The sequence below is a fragment of the Pseudovibrio sp. POLY-S9 genome (assembly GCF_001431305.1).
GTDB lineage: Bacteria > Pseudomonadota > Alphaproteobacteria > Rhizobiales > Stappiaceae > Pseudovibrio.
On sequence record NZ_LCWX01000145.1, the window covers coordinates 323225 to 338618 of the forward strand.

The following is a 15394-nucleotide window of genomic DNA, read 5'->3' on the forward strand; positions in this document are numbered from 1 at the left end:
GTTCTATCGTTTCTGCTGTTCACTCAACAAGCAATTTAGACGCGCCGCATGTAGCCTTTGTAGACCCAGCCGATTTGTTCGGAGGTTTGGGCGTCGCGGATGCCGAGCCAGTTGCCTTTGCAGTCGGCGATGTTGATTGCTTGATTTGGGATGAGGCGGCCAATGACGTTGTAATTGGTTCCGGGGCCGGTACGAAGGTTAAGCACGCCTGACTTCAATGGCTTAACTGCATACGTGCCTGCACATGCCTGATCAAACCCGATGGGCACTTTTGGTTGGTGCTGGTAGACTGTCTGTGCTGGGGAGCTGCTTGCAAAAGCAACGAGTGCTCCACATATACCAAGGGTCATCAGATGACCGCGATAAACTCCAGATTTTCTCATTGGTCCCGTCCAGTTCAGGTTCCATAAATGACCAGAACAGGGTGACAAACCCCGATATTTTTGGTCTAACGGTCATTCTGGTATTGCTTGAACACGGTGCAAATATGGTCTCTTCCGCTATGATAAAAATCTGCGGCATCTCTACGAAGGAAACTGCGGACGCGGTTACGAAAGAACAAGTCGATATGATCGGATTTGTCTTTTTTCCGAAAAGTCCGCGCTATGTTTCCATGGCTAAAGCCAAAGAGCTGGCAGACCACGTGCGCGGTAAGACGCAAATTGTTGCACTTACTGTAAACATGGATGATGCAGGCCTGAAGGAAATTGTCGACACTATCTCACCAGATGTTTTGCAGCTGCACGGGAGTGAAACCCCTGAGCGCTGCTCTGAAATTCGCGAGAGTTTTGGCGTTCCTGTAATGAAAGCCTGCGGGATTTCCTCTGCAGAAGACGTGGAGGCACTTACGCCCTATATTCCGCACGTAGACAGATTTCTTCTAGATGCAAAACCACCAAAAAATTCCGATATTCCGGGAGGAAATGGTGTCAGCTTTGACTGGAAACTGCTACAAGGCCTAGAACTTGGAAAGCCTATCATGCTTTCTGGCGGCTTAAGCCCTGATAACGTCCGCGAAGCTTTGGCAATCTCCGGAGTGAGTGATGTCGATGTTTCATCCGGCGTCGAACGCGAGAAGGGCGTTAAAGACATCGAGTTGATTGAGGCTTTTGTGCGTGAAGCGCGCAGCGTTGCCGAGTGAATTTGGGAAGAATTAATGAACCAGCAAGCCAACACATTGCGTTCCGGTCCGGATGATCGCGGCCACTTTGGTGATTTTGGAGGTCGTTTCGTAGCTGAAACGCTCATGCCTTTGATCCTGGATCTGGAAAAGGCTTACAGTGACGCAAAGGCTGACCCAGCATATGCGGCAGAGCTGGAAAACCTGAACACCCACTATACTGGTCGCCCATCTGCGCTTTATTTCGCTGAACGCCTGACAGAAGAGCTGGGCGGCGCGAAGATTTACTTTAAGCGCGATGAGCTGAACCACACAGGATCCCACAAGATCAACAACTGTATTGGTCAGATCCTGCTGGCTAAACGTATGGGCAAAACCCGCATCATCGCAGAAACCGGCGCTGGTCAACACGGTGTTGCGACCGCAACAGTTTGTGCGCGCTTTGGTTTGCCATGCGTTGTTTACATGGGTGCTACCGACGTTGAGCGTCAGAAACCAAACGTGTTCCGCATGAAGCTTCTGGGGGCTGAAATTGTTCCCGTTACTGCGGGTGCTGGTACACTTAAGGACGCGATGAATGAAGCGCTACGTGACTGGGTAACCAACGTGGATGACACGTATTACCTGATCGGCACAGCTGCTGGCCCGCATCCTTATCCAGAGATGGTTCGTGATTTCCAGTCTGTGATTGGGGAAGAGACCAAAGAACAGCTGATGAAAGCAGAAGGCAAATTGCCAGATGCTCTCGTTGCTGCAGTTGGTGGTGGCTCTAATGCGATTGGTCTATTCCACCCGTTCCTTGACGATCCATCCGTTGAGATTTACGGCGTTGAAGCTGGTGGTAAAGGCCTTCAGGGTGAAGAACACTGTGCCTCGCTGAACGCAGGTAAGCCGGGTGTACTGCATGGTAACCGCACCTATTTGCTGCAGGATGATGACGGACAGATCCTTGAAGGACATTCCGTTTCTGCAGGTCTGGATTATCCTGGTATCGGCCCAGAGCACTCCTGGCTGAAAGATACAGGCCGTGTGAACTACGTGCCTGCGACCGATGAGGAAGCTCTGGATGCATTCCAGATGCTGACCCGCGTTGAAGGTATCATTCCAGCTCTGGAGCCAAGCCATGCGCTTGCTCAGGTGATCAAGATGGCGCCGAAGATGGACAAAGACAAAGTGATCGTCATGAACCTTTGTGGTCGTGGTGACAAGGATGTCTTCACTGTTGGCAAGATCCTTGGATTTGACCTGTAAGTCATTTGATTTTCAAATGAAAAAGGCGGGCCTTGTGCTCGCCTTTTTTGTTGCCTGAGATTGAATCGGACGTGAAACGATTAGCCCGTGGCAGCAATACCATCCAGAACGCCGGAAACGCCAGCTTCCCAGCCCAAAATGGCGCGCTTACGAGTGATACCCCAATGGTAACCACACATATTGCCCTTTGCCCCGAGGACGCGGTGACATGGAACGACGAAGGACAGCGGGTTCTTTCCAACGGCTGTTCCAACAGCACGAGAGGCTTTGGGATTGCCGAGGTTATTCGCGATCTCCGAATATGTGGTAGCCTTGCCTAAAGGAATTTTCAGAAGTGTTTGCCAAACACGGATTTCAAAGTCCGTTCCGATGAAGACAACACGAAGCGGCTGATCTTCCTTCCACTTATTTGGTTCGAAGATGCGGGAGACGTAAGGAGCGGTGAGTTGCTGGTTCTCTTCAAACTCAGCAGCTGGCCAGCGTTCGCTCATGTCAGTAAGTGCTTTTGCCCCTTCGCCGGCATCGGCAAAAGCAAGACCTGCCAGACCACGCTCTGTTACCATCAGCAGGACGATCCCAAACGGGCAGGGATGAAAGCCCCAACTGATTTTTACGCCTGCACCACGCCGTTTGTAGTCGCCAGGCGTCATCGCCTCATGGGTTACAAACAAGTCGTGCAAACGGGCAGGGCCTGAGAGGCCAACTTCGAGCGAGGCTTCCAGAATGCTAGCGGAATCTTGTAAAAGAGCGCGTGCGTGATCGATGGTGATGGCTTGCAGGAACTGTTTAGGAGTAATGCCTGCCCATCTTGAAAACACCCGTTGAAGCTGAATTGGCTGAAGGCCAACGCTGTAGGCAAGCTCTTCAAGGGAGGGTTGTTCCCTCCAATTCTCGGAGATGCCTTGAAGGGTTTTCTGGACGACACGATAGTCCTCAAGAGCAGAACTGTCTTCTACAAACGTGCCATTTGCGAGATTGGCTGCATTAAACATCTTGATTCACGGCTCTTAGATTTCGTTTCTCATTGAGTGGAATCTAAATGATCCTCAGCCTGAGAGCCACCCGAAACGCGAGTACATGGGAACAGAGTATTTCAGGCTCAGGCATGATCAAACCCACGATTGCGTGCGGAGTGGATTGCCTGAGAAAACGCAGAGGCGAAACTTGTCCGGTCATCCGGGTTCAAAAACGCACCAACAATGAGGAAAAGTTGATCAGAACGCACCAAAATGCGCGTAACTCCAACATCATCATCCCGTTCGATATGGAGTTTCATGTGAAACGGATTGAGCACATACTCCTGCACGTCGCCTTTGTACGTGACGTGTTTCAATCTAACCTCAAGCGGGGAAACGCTGATTTCCTCATAGGTTTCGGCCGTCGCAAAGTTGTGCCTGAACGCGAGCCAGAGAAAGAGAACAGGTAATGATAGCAGGATAGGCGCGGGCCATAATCCCATCAAAACAAGCACGAGCGAATAAAAGCCAGCAATCAAGCCAGCGCACCAAAGAACGATGTTCACGCCCCGGCGGGACAGTGAGCGGTGCGGGGTTAGAACAGCCTGAAAGAAAGGGGGATAAGGCTCCCGCTTTTGAAGATCATGGGGCATTGGTGCTATTTCGCACTCTGTTTCATTGCTACTCTTTATCGCTTAAGAGTATAGAGCTTTCAAAGCCTACGCAAAGTCACTTATTTCCTTCGAGAGTCCTATGGTTGACGCTACCAAAACAAAGAAGGTTGCATCTTCTTCCAGTACACGCAAAAAGCCGGTTTCCAGATCAAGGTATTCTAAAGCCGAGATCTACGAAATCTTTGCGGCATTTGAAAAAGACAATCCAGAACCGGAAGGGGAACTTAATCATTCCAACGAGTTCACACTGCTGGTTGCTGTTGTGCTTTCCGCTCAAGCAACAGATGCCGGGGTGAACAAAGCAACGAAACATCTCTTCCAGATTGCAGATACGCCAGAGAAGATGGTTGCTCTTGGAGAAGATAAGATCCGGGAAGAGATCCGCACAATCGGGCTCTACAAGAACAAAGCAAAAAACACGTTTTTGCTTTCACAAATGCTGATTGAGCATCATGGAGGGCAGGTTCCGCAAACCCGCGAGGAGCTGGAAGCTTTGCCGGGCGTTGGACGGAAAACCGCAAATGTTGTGCTAAATATTGCTTTTGGACAGCCAACGATTGCCGTTGATACGCATCTTTTCCGAATTGCGAACAGACTAGGTCTTGCTCCTGGCAAAACACCGCTGGATGTAGAGCTAAAGCTGGAAAAGATAATTCCGCAAGACTTCATGCAGCATGCGCACCACTGGCTTATCCTGCACGGCCGTTACATCTGTAAGGCGCGCAAGCCAGCATGCGATCGCTGCATTATCTATGATCTTTGCAAAAGCAAAGAGAAAATCTTGAAGGATGCTGCCTGAATAAAGCAGATGTTCTTAGTGCATCTGCTTTTTACGGAGACGAACAACCACTTCAACGCGGGAGATCTCCATTCCTTCAGGTGGGACTGGCAAGTTGTCCAATGTCAGGCCACTGTCTGGAATATCGATTACACGGTTCTCATCTTCCAAGAAGAAATGGTGATGCTCGGAGGTGTTGGTGTCGAAGTAAGTCTTTGTTCCTTCAACCGCAACTTCACGCAGCAAACCAACTTCAGTGAACTGATGAAGTGTGTTGTAAACTGTCGCCAGAGAGACGGGCACATTCGCAAGGATAGCTTCTTCGTGAAGGACTTCCGCCGAGATGTGGCGATTACCCTGAGAATAAAGAAGCTCAGCCAGTGCCACGCGCTGACGTGTAGGGCGCAGACCTGCGTCTCTTAGCATCCCTGTTACATCTTGATGTTCGTTAGCAATCTGCGAGCTCATTTTTTCCTACTTTAGTTCTTTAGGGTGCTGATGTTTTAACACCTACGCACCAATTCTACCAGCATTAGATTAAAAGCAACCTATTGACCTGCACCCAAGCACTCTCAATATAAGGGAGCATAACCCTTGATACATCAAGCTAAAACCAAGCAGGATTAACCGGACTGCTTATAACAATAATAAGAATAGTATAAGTTTAACACAACTGCGTACATTGAGCACACGCAAACTCACATACATCGCTCTTTCGATATTCGGGCTCGTGTGCTAGGAAGGCCCGAACAGTTAATACTTAGAACCATCGTTACGTTTAGGTAAGGTGAACCCTACGTTTTTCTGGCCTCAAACAAACGACAAATTATGCGGGAATAGAATGCACGAGAAGCGTTCAAGCTACGATAAAGAAGCTCTGCTGGCCTGTGGTCGCGGTGAGCTGTTTGGCCAAGGCAATGCACAGCTGCCACTTCCTCCTATGCTGATGTTTGATCGCGTCACCGAAATTTCTGAGGAAGGCGGCGAGTACGGCAAAGGCGTAATTCGTTCTGAATTCGACATTAATCCAGATCTCTGGTTCTTCGAATGTCACTTCCAGGGCGATCCTGTTATGCCTGGCTGTCTTGGTTTGGACGCTCTGTGGCAGATGACTGGCTTCTATCTTGGCTGGCTCGGCGAGCCTGGTCGTGGTCGTGCACTTTCTACCGGTGAAGTTAAATTCACAGGTCAGGTTACTCCTGACGTAAAAATGCTGGAATTCGGTGTTGATATGAAGCGCGTTATGCGCTCCCGCCTGAAACTGGCAATTGCTGATGGCTGGGTAAAAGCTGACGGCGAGACTATTTTTGTTGCGAAAGACCTGCGCGTTGGTCTGTTTCAAGACGAAGCAAAATAAGTAATCAAATTATGCGAGGGTTTGTCATGTGGAATGACGAACCCTTTTTTGGAATTGGGTCCGATTGGACCGCTTAACCCACGGGAGACCTTAGATGAGGCGTGTGGTTGTTACTGGTATGGGTATTGTTTCTCCTCTTGGCAACAATGCTGAAGAAGTGAAAGCAAGCCTTTACGAAGGTAAGTCCGGTATTGTTGCAGCTGAAGACTACGAGAAGCTCGGCTTCCGTTGTCAGGTTCATGGCGCACCTACCTTGGATCCATTGGAAAAACTTGGCCGTCGTACCTCTCGCTTTATGGGTGAAGGCGCTGCATGGAACTACATTGCCATGGAGCAGGCCATTGAAGATGCTGGTCTTTCCGAAGATCTGGTTACCAATGACCGCACTGGCCTGATCATGGGTTCTGGTGGACCATCCACTAAAGCGATCGTTGAAGCTGCGGATATCACCCGTGAAAAAGGCCCACGCCGTATCGGGCCGACCGCTGTTCCAAAAGCTATGAGCTCTACGAACTCTGCTACGCTTGCAACGCCATTTAAAATTCACGGCGTCAACTACTCCATTTCCGCAGCTTGTGCGACAACCAATATCTGTATTGGTAATGCCTATGAGCTGATCCAATGGGGTAAACAGGACGTGGTATTTGCGGGCGGTGGCGAAGAACTGAACTGGACACTCTCCAACCTGTTTGATGCTATGGGCGCAATGTCATCCAAGTACAACGACACTCCGTCTACGGCTTCTCGTCCATATGACAAGAACCGTGATGGCTTTGTTATTGCTGGTGGCGGCGGTGTGCTGGTTCTTGAAGAACTTGAGCATGCAAAAGCACGCGGTGCAAAAATCTACGCGGAAATCGTGGGTTACGGTCAGACTTCTGATGGTCACGACATGGTTGCACCAAGTGGTGAAGGCGCTGCTCGCTGCATGAAGATTGCGCTTAAAGACGTTGATTGTGACATTGACTACATCAATCCACATGCAACCTCTACACCTGTTGGTGACATCAAAGAGATTGAAGCGATCCGCGCTGTGTTCGGCGACAAGGTTCCGCCAATTTCTGCGACTAAAGCGCTTTCTGGTCACTCTTTGGGTGCTGCCGGCGTTCATGAAGCGATCTACTCTTTGCTTATGATGGAAGGCAACTTCATTGCGGCTTCTGCTCATATTGAAGAATTGGATCCGGATTTTGAGGATATGCCAATCGTAAGAGAACGCGTAGATAATGCAGAATTGAATTGCGTTCTTTCAAACGGCTTTGGATTTGGCGGCACCAACGCGACCGTCGTGTTTAAGCGATACAAAGACTGAGTTTGAGGTTCTGAGCTTGCTCAGCTCCTTTAACTTTTGATTAAAGGAGTTTTCTATGAGCAAGCTTATGCAAGGCAAGCGTGGTCTGATTATGGGCGTTGCCAATGACCACAGCATTGCCTGGAGCATAGCCAAAACTCTTGCAGAACAGGGTGCAGAAATGGCGTTTACCTATCAAGGTGACGCCTTCGCCCGACGCGTAAAACCACTGGCAGACAGTGTTGGATGCGATATGCTTCTTCCATGTGATGTGGAAGACATTGATAGCGTGGACAAGGTTTTCGCTCAGCTCCAAGAAAAATGGGGGAGCATTGATTTCCTCGTGCACGCGATCGCGTTTTCAGACAAGTCTGAACTGCGTGGCCGTTATGCAGACACTTCCCGTGATAATTTTGCCCGCACCATGCAGATCTCCTGTTTCTCCTTCACAGAGATTGCAAAGCGAGCGGCTGACTTGATGCCGAACGGCGGTTCCATTCTGACTCTGACGTATGGGGGCGCGACCAGCGTGATGCCAAACTATAACGTCATGGGCGTTGCCAAGGCTGCACTGGAAGCATCTGTGCGCTATCTGGCTATGGACTTTGGAGAGCAGGGCATTCGCGTGAATGCTATATCTGCAGGACCGGTTCGCACGCTGGCTGGCGCAGGTATCTCTGACGCTCGTTTGATGTTCAACTTCCAGCAGGCAAACTCTCCGCTGAAGCAGACTGTTACAACCGAACAGCTTGGTGGTTCTGGTCTTTATCTTCTCTCAGAGTTATCTGGCGGAGTGACTGGTGAGGTTCACTTTGTGGATTCTGGTTACAACATCGTTTCCATGCCACGCATGAAAGAGTTGAAGACCGCCGACAAGCTGATGCGAGAAAAGGAAACTGTCTAGATTCCTTTTGATTGTTCAGGTGAATTGTTCAGGTGAATAGCAAAAAGCCTCCAAGTTTCCTCAGAGGCTTTTCGTTAAACTGTTGTTGGAACTGAGATCAATTATTGATTGTCTCGTTTTTATAAACACCAAACAATCTGCTCTGATCAATCCAACCTTCAAAATCTTTGCCGGAAACGCGGCAGTAACCATCCGTGCATTCGACAACACCAGCAAGAACCAAAGGCTCAAGAAACGCGATGATTTCTTCATTCGGGCCAGGCCGCTTACGAAGAGGGGTGGTTTCAACGGTATTTTCCAGCCAAGGCGTCACCAGTGCAGAGCGGTAGCCAGTCAGCAAGGTTTTGAAAACCCAACCGTCTTTGCCTTCCCAATCGCGAATGCGGCGCCAGTCGTCATATTCCTGAATGACTTCAACCGGCAGCCTGCTGCGAACGAAAGTCCAACCAATGTCGTGGTTTCTGCTTGGACCTTTGCGAACGTTCACTCTATCAGATTTAAGACTGACAAAACGCGGAACTGGAAGACCAGATACACCAGAACCTGCAGACTGGGCCTGAGCGGTGATTACGAATGGGGAAACAAAAAGGAATAATAGAAAAGTAGCTGCAAGGGCACTAAGAGTACGAAAGCTTTTATTTCTCATAGTGATACCAAAACTTCCCGTAGGCTAATCCGTAATTTTCACTAAAATCGAGACACAAGTATCATACCTTAGATCTCGCGATTTCCGATAGTGGCTGCTATTAGATGTAGACGTGTTTGACAAGTCTTGTTTTCACCGGAACATTTGGTAATGAAACTTTGACAGCCTGTAAGACCTTTGAGTCATTGACTCATATGGTGATTAGGGCAGGGTTAAAAAACTTCGAATTTTTGACAGAAGGCGGGGACGATGCCAAAAAAGAAGCCTATTGTGGTTGTGACGCGGAAACTGCCGGATGTTGTTGAAACACGCATGCGCGAGCTTTTCGACACACGGCTGAATGAGCAAGATAAGCCGTTCACACAGGCAGAGCTTGTGGAAGCCGTCAAAATTGCTGATGTTCTTGTCCCCACTGTTACAGACCGCATTGACGCTTCGGTTTTAGCTCAGGCTGGCCCTAATCTGAAAATGATTGCCAACTTTGGTAACGGCGTCGACAATATCGACGTTATCTCTGCCAACAATCGCGGTATTGCAGTTACCAATACTGCTGGTGTGATGACCGAAGACACCGCAGACATGACCATGGCGCTTATTCTTGCCGTTCCGCGTCGTCTTTCTGAAGGCATGAAGAAGATTGAGAACAAGGAATGGGACGGCTGGTCTCCAACCTGGATGCTTGGTCGCCGTATCTGGGGCAAACGTCTCGGTATCATCGGCATGGGCAGGATCGGTCAGGCGGTCGCCAGACGCGCAAAAGCGTTTGGTATGTCTATCCATTACCACAATCGAATTCGCGAGCCTCTGGAGCTTGAAGAGCAGCTGGAGGCTACTTTCTGGGAGAGCCTGGATCAGATGCTTGCGCGCATGGATGTCGTCTCCATCCATTGTCCGCATACACCGGGTACCTACCACTTGCTTTCCGCACGCCGTTTGAAGTTGATGAAGCCTGATGCGTACATCGTGAACACCGCTCGCGGTGAGATCGTGGATGAAAACGCGCTGATCCGTCAGATTGAGTCAGGTGAACTTGCAGGGGCGGCGCTGGACGTGTTTGAGCACGAGCCTGCGATCAACCCGAAGCTGGTGGCATCCGACAAGGTGGTTGTGTTGCCTCACATGGGCTCGGCAACAATCGAAGGGCGTATTGATATGGGTGAGAAGGTCATCATCAATATCAAAGCCTTTATGGACGGACATCGTCCACCGGATCGCGTTTTGCCATCTATGCTCTGATAACAGTTTGAAGCGCTTCAGAAATCTGGAGCGCTTTTTATTTGGAACCTACTTCAGATACTTGTTCCAGGCAGGGTCAGATTTCATTCCAGCAAGGAACTTGGCGTGTGCCTCAATTTCTTCCTCTGACAGGGAAGGGGAGAGAGGGTTTGGGCGTTGTTTGGCTGCGACGCGCTTTTTGGGCTCATCATTGAGTTTATCCAGATCGATCGCTTCATCGTCTGGCATCAGACCAAGATTTTTCTGCTTACCGCCGTTCATCTCCAGATAAACTTCAGCCAGCAGTTCCGCATCGAGCAACGCGCCGTGGTATACGCGCTTTGTGTTATCCACGCCGTAGCGCGAACACAAAGCATCCAGAGACACCGATCCGGTCGGGAACTTTCTGCGGGCGAGCTTTAGAGTATCCAGCACCTGCGTATTTGGGATTTTCGGTTTATTACAACGTCCAAGCTCCATATTGATGAAGCCCATATCGAATGGAGCGTTGTGAATAACCAGGCGTGAATCTCCAACAAAATCAAGAAATTCGTCAGCTACATCGACAAACAGCGGTTTATCGGAGAGGAACTCAGCAGAGAGGCCGTGAATGCGGAACGCTTCTTCTGGCATATCTCGTTGCGGGTTGACGTAAAGATGGCAGGTGCGGCCCGTTGGAATGAAATTTATGAGTTCCACTCCGCCGATTTCAACCAGCCTATCCCCATCAAGCGGATTCAGGCCTGTGGTTTCAGTATCGAAGGAGATTTCGCGCATAATTACACCGTTCTAGAAGCGATAGAAGACACAGCGCGCATAATGGCACCCACTGCACGACGGGCCGGCTCTACGCCTCGGCCAGTGTCGACAATAAAATGCGCTTTTTTGCGTTTTTCTGCGTCGTTTAACTGTTTTGCGTAGATAGCCTCAAATTTCTCTTCTGTCATGCCTGGTCTTTCAAGAACACGCTGACGCTGCACATCATATGGTGCAGAAACCACGACGACTGCATCAACGGCCTTGTGTTTGCCGACCTCGAAGAGGAGAGGGACGTCGAGAACAACGACCTTACGACGATCTAGTTTTGCTTGATGTAGAAACTCAGTTTCAACTTCCTGAACGAGCGGGTGGATGAGGCTTTCCAGAAGCATCATCTTTGCTTTGTCGTGGAGGACGATTTTACCGAGGGCTTCGCGGTCAATCCGACCATCTTTAGCAGTGCCGGGAAAGGCGCTGCCAACAGGTTCAACAGCTTTGCCAGTGTAAAGTGCATGGACCGCAGCATCTGCATCATAAACAGCGGCTCCAGCCTCTGCAAAGAGCTTTGAGGTGGTTGATTTCCCCATTCCAATCGAGCCAGTCAGACCGAGAATAACCATTCAGGTAAGTCCCATTTCTCTCAGGATCATCTCACGAAGCTCGTCGGTGACTTCCGGACGAACTCCAAACCATTTTTCAAAACCCGGTACAGCTTGGTGAAGTAGCATTCCCAGACCATCAATCGTCGAATTGCCACGCTGAGCAGCATCACGAAGCAGTTTGGTTTGTAACGGAGAGTAAACTATATCCGTCACAACTGCTGATTTCGACAGGTTATCAAGATCAATGTTTAATTCTGGTTGTCCAGACATACCAAGAGAGGTCGTGTTGACCAGAAAATCCGCTTCTCCAAGCTTTTCCCCCAGACTATCCCATTCAATTGCGATGGTATTTGGGCCAAAATGATCTGCAAGTTTCTGCGCTTTTTCTAGTGTTCTGTTGGCGATATACACTTCTGTGTATCCTCTGGACAGCAACGCCCAAATAATCGCCCGGGAGGCGCCGCCAGCCCCCAGAACAACGGCTTTATTCCCGTTGTTATCCCAGTTTGACAGCATCTGGTCGAGATTTCCCAGAAAGCCAAGGCCGTCGGTGTTTGAGCCATTCAAGACACCTTCATCATCCAACCAAAGCGTATTCACAGCTCCAATCAATTTGGCTGCATCATCCAACTTCTCAGCAGATTTATACGCGTGCTCTTTGTTGGGTATTGTCACGTTACAACCAACAAATCCATGCAAGGCCAGTGTGCTGTAAAAGCTTTCGGCAGTCTCAGGAGGCACATCCTGTGCAATGTAGCTGCCTTCTATGCCGTGCTGTTTGAGCCAATAGCCATGTATCAGAGGGGATTTTGAATGGCCAATCGGATGTCCTGTGACAGCTGCGTTCCTCATTTTTTCAAAACCTCAATCTCGCGCAAGAAAGAGAGGAGGCTCAGGAGAGGCAGGCCCAACACTGTAAAGTAATCACCCTCAATCTTATCAAAGAGCTGCACGCCTTCAGCTTCCAGTTGATATGCACCGACGCTGGAGAGAATTTCGGATCCGGTTCGCTCAATGTACCAATCCAGAAAATCCTCTGATAGTTCACGTACATTCAGAATTGCCGTCGAAATACCTTCCCAGACAACTTCACCGTCTTTAACAACACATGCCGCAGAATGAAGCGCGTGGCTTTTGCCGGAAAAGCTCATGAGTTGCTTGCGGGCTGCGTTCAGATCTTCTGGCTTAACGAGACGCTTTCCTTCGAATGCCAGGATCTGATCAGCGCCAACGACGTAAGCACCATGATTTCGGGCGGAAACTTCTTTCGCTTTCGCAACGGATAATTTAGCTGCAATCACTTCTGGGTCCACACCAGTGGAAAGCAATGGCTCTTCTATCTGTCGTTCATCAACGTTTGCTGGAATACGATCAAAAATTAAGCCTGCGTTTTCTAAGAGAGTCGCGCGAATTTTACTTCCGCTCGCTAAAATCAGTCGAGTCATACTCTGCTTTCTCAATCTGAGGATTTCTTGTGCTGTTTATTGGGATAAAGCGCGATGCTTCTCAATATTCTTCTGTCTCTTTTTGCTCATTTTTATGTTTTCGGAGCAAATCCATGATCTCAGCTGCCGTTTCTTCGATTGAACGGCGCGTTACATCGATGAGCGGCCAGCCATTTTCAGCACACAACCGTTTCGACATCGCAATCTCCTGAGCAATTGATTTGCGATCAACGTAGGTGTCGTTGTCTGTTTTGGCATCCAGCGACAATATGCGGTTCTGGCGGATATCCCGAATACGTTCGGCCGTGGCCATCAGACCAACCACGAGAGGTCTTTTGGCTTTCAGGAGCTGACGGGGAGGGCGCATATTGGGAATGAGTGGGATGTTAGCCGCCTTAATACCTCTATTTGCCAGATAGATAGAGGTTGGTGTCTTAGAGGTTCGGCTAATGCCGACGAGAATAACGTCTGCTTCGTCCAAAGCCCCTGCGATTTGGCCGTCATCATGCAACATGGTGTAGTTCATCGCTTCCATGCGCTGGAAGTATTCCTCATCCATCACGTGCTGTCCGCCCACACGCCACGTTTCTGTGACGTTCAGATAGCTATGGAAGACCTGATAGACGGGCTTGAGAACATTAACGCATGGCAGCCCTAAATCCTGACATTTACGCTCCAGACGGCGGGCATAGGATTGTTCCACAAGGGTGTAGAGAACAATTCCTGGTGCAGATTCAATCTCTTCCAGGACTCTACTCAACTGCTTGTCATGCCGGATCAGCGGGTAAACATGCTCGATGGGCTGAATATTCTCATATTGCGCGGTCGCAGCACGCACAATTGTCATCAAAGTTTCGCCCGTTGAGTCCGAAACCATGTGTAAATGGAAGTAGTTAGAGTGGTTACCCAAGGTATCATCCTCAACATTCCTAAGAGACTTGGAAAAACTAGCCAAATCTCACTGTGCTTTCAAATTAATGCCCGCTGACCCTAATCCGTCAACAATTCCATATTTTGAGAATACTGATTTCGAAACGACTTGGATAAACGGGATTGCACATTGCCCACGCAAAAGATTCACAGCACAGCATACGGGATAAACTGTGATCTGTGGTTATTTTCCAGATTGTAACCTATTGAATCTTTAGAAAAAACAATTTGTTTTCGACTCCTGTTGAGAGTCTTGCTTGTTTTTGATCTGTGACTTTTCCTATTAGGGTTTTCTCAGTTAGGAATTGTGGAATTAAATTGATCCCTGCTATTCACTCACTAATAGAAATAGAAACTTCCAAATAAGAAGATTCTTTTTAAGCAGGCTTGGGAAAAAGAGGCGATTTATGGAATCTCATGAAAGAGCGGTAATGCGCGTTTTGGCAGGCGAGAAACTAGAGCGCCCACCAATCTGGATGATGCGCCAGGCAGGACGGTATTTGCCTGAGTACAGAGCTGTACGAGCTCAAGCACCGAATTTTCTCGACTTCTGCTACAATACCGATCTTGCAACAGAAGTTACTCTCCAACCCATTCGCCGGTATGGCTTTGATGCTGCCATCCTATTTTCTGACATCTTCGTTGTTCCAGATGCGCTTGGCTACCCTGTAAATTTTGAGGAGGGTCGAGGACCAGTTCTCGAACCACTTTCGACAGAACTCGTTGATAAGCTTGATCAAGCTAGGACGATGGAGCATTTGGCTCCTGTTATTGCCACAGTCGAGCGTTTGAGAGCGGAGTTGCCGACTGAAACCACCCTTCTGGGCTTCTGCGGAGCCCCGTGGACGGTTGCTTGCTATTCTGTGGCTGGTCATACCACCCAGGACCAGTTTGCCGCTCGTATCGGCTCCTATCAGGATCCTGAGCTTCTGACTGCTTTCATTGACCAGTTGGTTGAAGCTTCCATCACGTACCTTGTGGCTCAGTTTGATGGTGGCGCAGATGCGCTGCAGATCTTTGACACATGGGCAGGTGTTCTGGATGACATCGGTTTTGAGCAGTGGTCCGTTGGCCCAACACGTAAGATCGTTGATGGCGTCAAAGCACAGCGACCTAATGCAAAGATCATTGGCTTCCCGAAAGCATCAGCTGCTCGCTTGAAGCGCTATGTTGAAGCCACTGGTGTCGATGCAGTCGGGTTGGATTGGACCGTTCCGGCAGAAGTTGCGCAGGAAATTCAGAAAATTGTTCCTGTACAGGGCAATATGGATCCAATGCGCCTTGTTGCTGGTGGACGTGCGCTGGAAACTGGAATAGATCACGCTCTCGAAGTTTTGGGTAATGGTCCGCACATCTTTAACCTTGGTCATGGCGTTGTTCCGCAAACTCCGCCAGAACATGTTGCTGAGATGGTGAAGCGGGTTAAAGGCCTGTAAGCAGACACTGCGAATTAGATAAGGCGCGGA

At 49.3% G+C, this 15394-nt stretch carries 18 protein-coding genes; 8 read left to right on the forward strand and 10 right to left on the reverse strand.

The genetic code is table 11. The features are described from left to right. Positions 1 to 35: 35 nt before the first annotated feature. Complete coding sequence (locus PPL9_RS33310) at positions 36 to 383, reverse strand: SH3 domain-containing protein (RefSeq protein WP_208981615.1); 348 nt, start codon at positions 381 to 383, stop codon at positions 36 to 38. A 41-nt stretch (positions 384 to 424) separates the two neighbouring features. Here PPL9_RS33310 and PPL9_RS13685 point away from each other — a divergent pair, with 41 nt between their 5' ends. Together PPL9_RS13685 and trpB are read left to right on the forward strand one after the other, a co-directional pair. Further along, a complete protein-coding gene (locus PPL9_RS13685) occupies positions 425 to 1141 on the forward strand; it encodes a phosphoribosylanthranilate isomerase (RefSeq protein WP_057463197.1) in 717 nt (238 codons plus the stop codon). A 15-nt stretch (positions 1142 to 1156) separates the two neighbouring features. Continuing rightward, complete coding sequence (trpB, locus tag PPL9_RS13690) at positions 1157 to 2371, forward strand: tryptophan synthase subunit beta (protein WP_057463198.1); 1215 nt, start codon at positions 1157 to 1159, stop codon at positions 2369 to 2371. Between the two features lie 80 nt (positions 2372 to 2451). Here trpB and PPL9_RS13695 read toward each other — a convergent pair whose 3' ends face one another. Next, the gene (locus PPL9_RS13695) at positions 2452 to 3363 is read right to left on the reverse strand and encodes a bifunctional helix-turn-helix domain-containing protein/methylated-DNA--[protein]-cysteine S-methyltransferase (RefSeq protein WP_057463199.1); all 912 of its coding nucleotides are present in this window, start codon (positions 3361 to 3363) and stop codon (positions 2452 to 2454) included. Between the two features lie 107 nt (positions 3364 to 3470). Then, complete coding sequence (locus tag PPL9_RS13700) at positions 3471 to 3980, reverse strand: DUF2244 domain-containing protein (RefSeq protein ID WP_208980764.1); 510 nt, start codon at positions 3978 to 3980, stop codon at positions 3471 to 3473. Positions 3981 to 4080: 100 nt separating this feature from the next. Between PPL9_RS13700 and nth the strand changes: the two genes are divergently transcribed. After that, positions 4081 to 4800, forward strand: coding sequence for an endonuclease III (gene nth / locus PPL9_RS13705; protein ID WP_057463200.1), 720 nt, complete (start codon positions 4081 to 4083; stop codon positions 4798 to 4800). A 15-nt stretch (positions 4801 to 4815) separates the two neighbouring features. Here nth and irrA read toward each other — a convergent pair whose 3' ends face one another. Continuing rightward, positions 4816 to 5247 carry an iron response transcriptional regulator IrrA gene (gene irrA / locus PPL9_RS13710; RefSeq protein WP_057463201.1) on the reverse strand — a complete coding sequence of 144 codons (432 nt, stop codon included), beginning with the start codon at positions 5245 to 5247 and terminating at the stop codon, positions 4816 to 4818. 373 nt (positions 5248 to 5620) lie between these two features. Here irrA and fabA point away from each other — a divergent pair, with 373 nt between their 5' ends. From fabA to fabI, 3 genes are all read left to right on the forward strand, one after another. Beyond that, a complete protein-coding gene (gene fabA / locus PPL9_RS13715) occupies positions 5621 to 6136 on the forward strand; it encodes a 3-hydroxyacyl-[acyl-carrier-protein] dehydratase FabA (protein ID WP_057463202.1) in 516 nt (171 codons plus the stop codon). Between the two features lie 94 nt (positions 6137 to 6230). Beyond that, positions 6231 to 7448 (forward strand): beta-ketoacyl-ACP synthase I, encoded by a 1218-nt coding sequence (fabB, locus tag PPL9_RS13720; RefSeq protein WP_057463203.1) that lies wholly within the window; start codon positions 6231 to 6233, stop codon positions 7446 to 7448. A 55-nt stretch (positions 7449 to 7503) separates the two neighbouring features. Further along, positions 7504 to 8331 carry an enoyl-ACP reductase FabI gene (fabI, locus tag PPL9_RS13725; protein ID WP_057463204.1) on the forward strand — a complete coding sequence of 276 codons (828 nt, stop codon included), beginning with the start codon at positions 7504 to 7506 and terminating at the stop codon, positions 8329 to 8331. 97 nt (positions 8332 to 8428) lie between these two features. On the opposite strand, the gene PPL9_RS13730 is transcribed toward fabI, so the two are convergent. Next, complete coding sequence (locus PPL9_RS13730) at positions 8429 to 8977, reverse strand: SH3 domain-containing protein (protein ID WP_057463205.1); 549 nt, start codon at positions 8975 to 8977, stop codon at positions 8429 to 8431. 249 nt (positions 8978 to 9226) lie between these two features. Here PPL9_RS13730 and PPL9_RS13735 point away from each other — a divergent pair, with 249 nt between their 5' ends. Further along, positions 9227 to 10213: a D-glycerate dehydrogenase gene (locus PPL9_RS13735; protein WP_057463206.1), complete on the forward strand. Its 987-nt coding sequence runs from the start codon at positions 9227 to 9229 to the stop codon at positions 10211 to 10213. Positions 10214 to 10261: 48 nt separating this feature from the next. Here PPL9_RS13735 and dnaQ read toward each other — a convergent pair whose 3' ends face one another. From dnaQ to PPL9_RS13760, 5 genes are all read right to left on the reverse strand, one after another. Next, positions 10262 to 10969 carry a DNA polymerase III subunit epsilon gene (gene dnaQ, locus PPL9_RS13740; RefSeq protein ID WP_057463207.1) on the reverse strand — a complete coding sequence of 236 codons (708 nt, stop codon included), beginning with the start codon at positions 10967 to 10969 and terminating at the stop codon, positions 10262 to 10264. A 2-nt stretch (positions 10970 to 10971) separates the two neighbouring features. Next, a complete protein-coding gene (gene coaE / locus PPL9_RS13745) occupies positions 10972 to 11571 on the reverse strand; it encodes a dephospho-CoA kinase (RefSeq protein ID WP_057463208.1) in 600 nt (199 codons plus the stop codon). After that, positions 11572 to 12405, reverse strand: a complete 834-nt coding sequence (locus PPL9_RS13750) for a shikimate dehydrogenase (RefSeq protein ID WP_057463209.1) — start codon at positions 12403 to 12405, stop codon at positions 11572 to 11574. It abuts the gene before it with no gap. Beyond that, complete coding sequence (locus tag PPL9_RS13755) at positions 12402 to 12998, reverse strand: Maf family protein (protein WP_057463210.1); 597 nt, start codon at positions 12996 to 12998, stop codon at positions 12402 to 12404. Before PPL9_RS13755 ends, PPL9_RS13750 begins: the two co-directional genes overlap by 4 nt. Before the next feature lie 61 nt (positions 12999 to 13059). Next, a complete protein-coding gene (locus PPL9_RS13760) occupies positions 13060 to 13908 on the reverse strand; it encodes a pyruvate, water dikinase regulatory protein (RefSeq protein WP_082596851.1) in 849 nt (282 codons plus the stop codon). A 427-nt stretch (positions 13909 to 14335) separates the two neighbouring features. On the opposite strand from PPL9_RS13760, the gene hemE reads away from it, so the two are divergent. Further along, positions 14336 to 15364 carry a uroporphyrinogen decarboxylase gene (gene hemE / locus PPL9_RS13765; protein ID WP_057463211.1) on the forward strand — a complete coding sequence of 343 codons (1029 nt, stop codon included), beginning with the start codon at positions 14336 to 14338 and terminating at the stop codon, positions 15362 to 15364. Positions 15365 to 15394 lie beyond the last annotated feature (30 nt).

Excerpts from the sequence above, each read along its gene's own strand:
- PPL9_RS33310 (WP_208981615.1), bottom strand. The coding sequence starts at position 383 with ATGAGAAAATCTGGAGTTTATCGCGGTCATCTGATGACCCTTGGTATA.
- trpB (WP_057463198.1), top strand. The coding sequence starts at position 1,157 with ATGAACCAGCAAGCCAACACATTGCGTTCCGGTCCGGATGATCGCGGC.
- PPL9_RS13695 (WP_057463199.1), bottom strand. The coding sequence starts at position 3,363 with ATGTTTAATGCAGCCAATCTCGCAAATGGCACGTTTGTAGAAGACAGT.
- PPL9_RS13700 (WP_208980764.1), bottom strand. The coding sequence starts at position 3,980 with ATGCCCCATGATCTTCAAAAGCGGGAGCCTTATCCCCCTTTCTTTCAG.
- nth (WP_057463200.1), top strand. The coding sequence starts at position 4,081 with ATGGTTGACGCTACCAAAACAAAGAAGGTTGCATCTTCTTCCAGTACA.
- irrA (WP_057463201.1), bottom strand. The coding sequence starts at position 5,247 with ATGAGCTCGCAGATTGCTAACGAACATCAAGATGTAACAGGGATGCTA.
- fabA (WP_057463202.1), top strand. The coding sequence starts at position 5,621 with ATGCACGAGAAGCGTTCAAGCTACGATAAAGAAGCTCTGCTGGCCTGT.
- fabB (WP_057463203.1), top strand. The coding sequence starts at position 6,231 with ATGAGGCGTGTGGTTGTTACTGGTATGGGTATTGTTTCTCCTCTTGGC.
- fabI (WP_057463204.1), top strand. The coding sequence starts at position 7,504 with ATGAGCAAGCTTATGCAAGGCAAGCGTGGTCTGATTATGGGCGTTGCC.
- PPL9_RS13730 (WP_057463205.1), bottom strand. The coding sequence starts at position 8,977 with ATGAGAAATAAAAGCTTTCGTACTCTTAGTGCCCTTGCAGCTACTTTT.
- PPL9_RS13735 (WP_057463206.1), top strand. The coding sequence starts at position 9,227 with ATGCCAAAAAAGAAGCCTATTGTGGTTGTGACGCGGAAACTGCCGGAT.
- dnaQ (WP_057463207.1), bottom strand. The coding sequence starts at position 10,969 with ATGCGCGAAATCTCCTTCGATACTGAAACCACAGGCCTGAATCCGCTT.
- coaE (WP_057463208.1), bottom strand. The coding sequence starts at position 11,571 with ATGGTTATTCTCGGTCTGACTGGCTCGATTGGAATGGGGAAATCAACC.
- PPL9_RS13750 (WP_057463209.1), bottom strand. The coding sequence starts at position 12,405 with ATGAGGAACGCAGCTGTCACAGGACATCCGATTGGCCATTCAAAATCC.
- PPL9_RS13755 (WP_057463210.1), bottom strand. The coding sequence starts at position 12,998 with ATGACTCGACTGATTTTAGCGAGCGGAAGTAAAATTCGCGCGACTCTC.
- hemE (WP_057463211.1), top strand. The coding sequence starts at position 14,336 with ATGGAATCTCATGAAAGAGCGGTAATGCGCGTTTTGGCAGGCGAGAAA.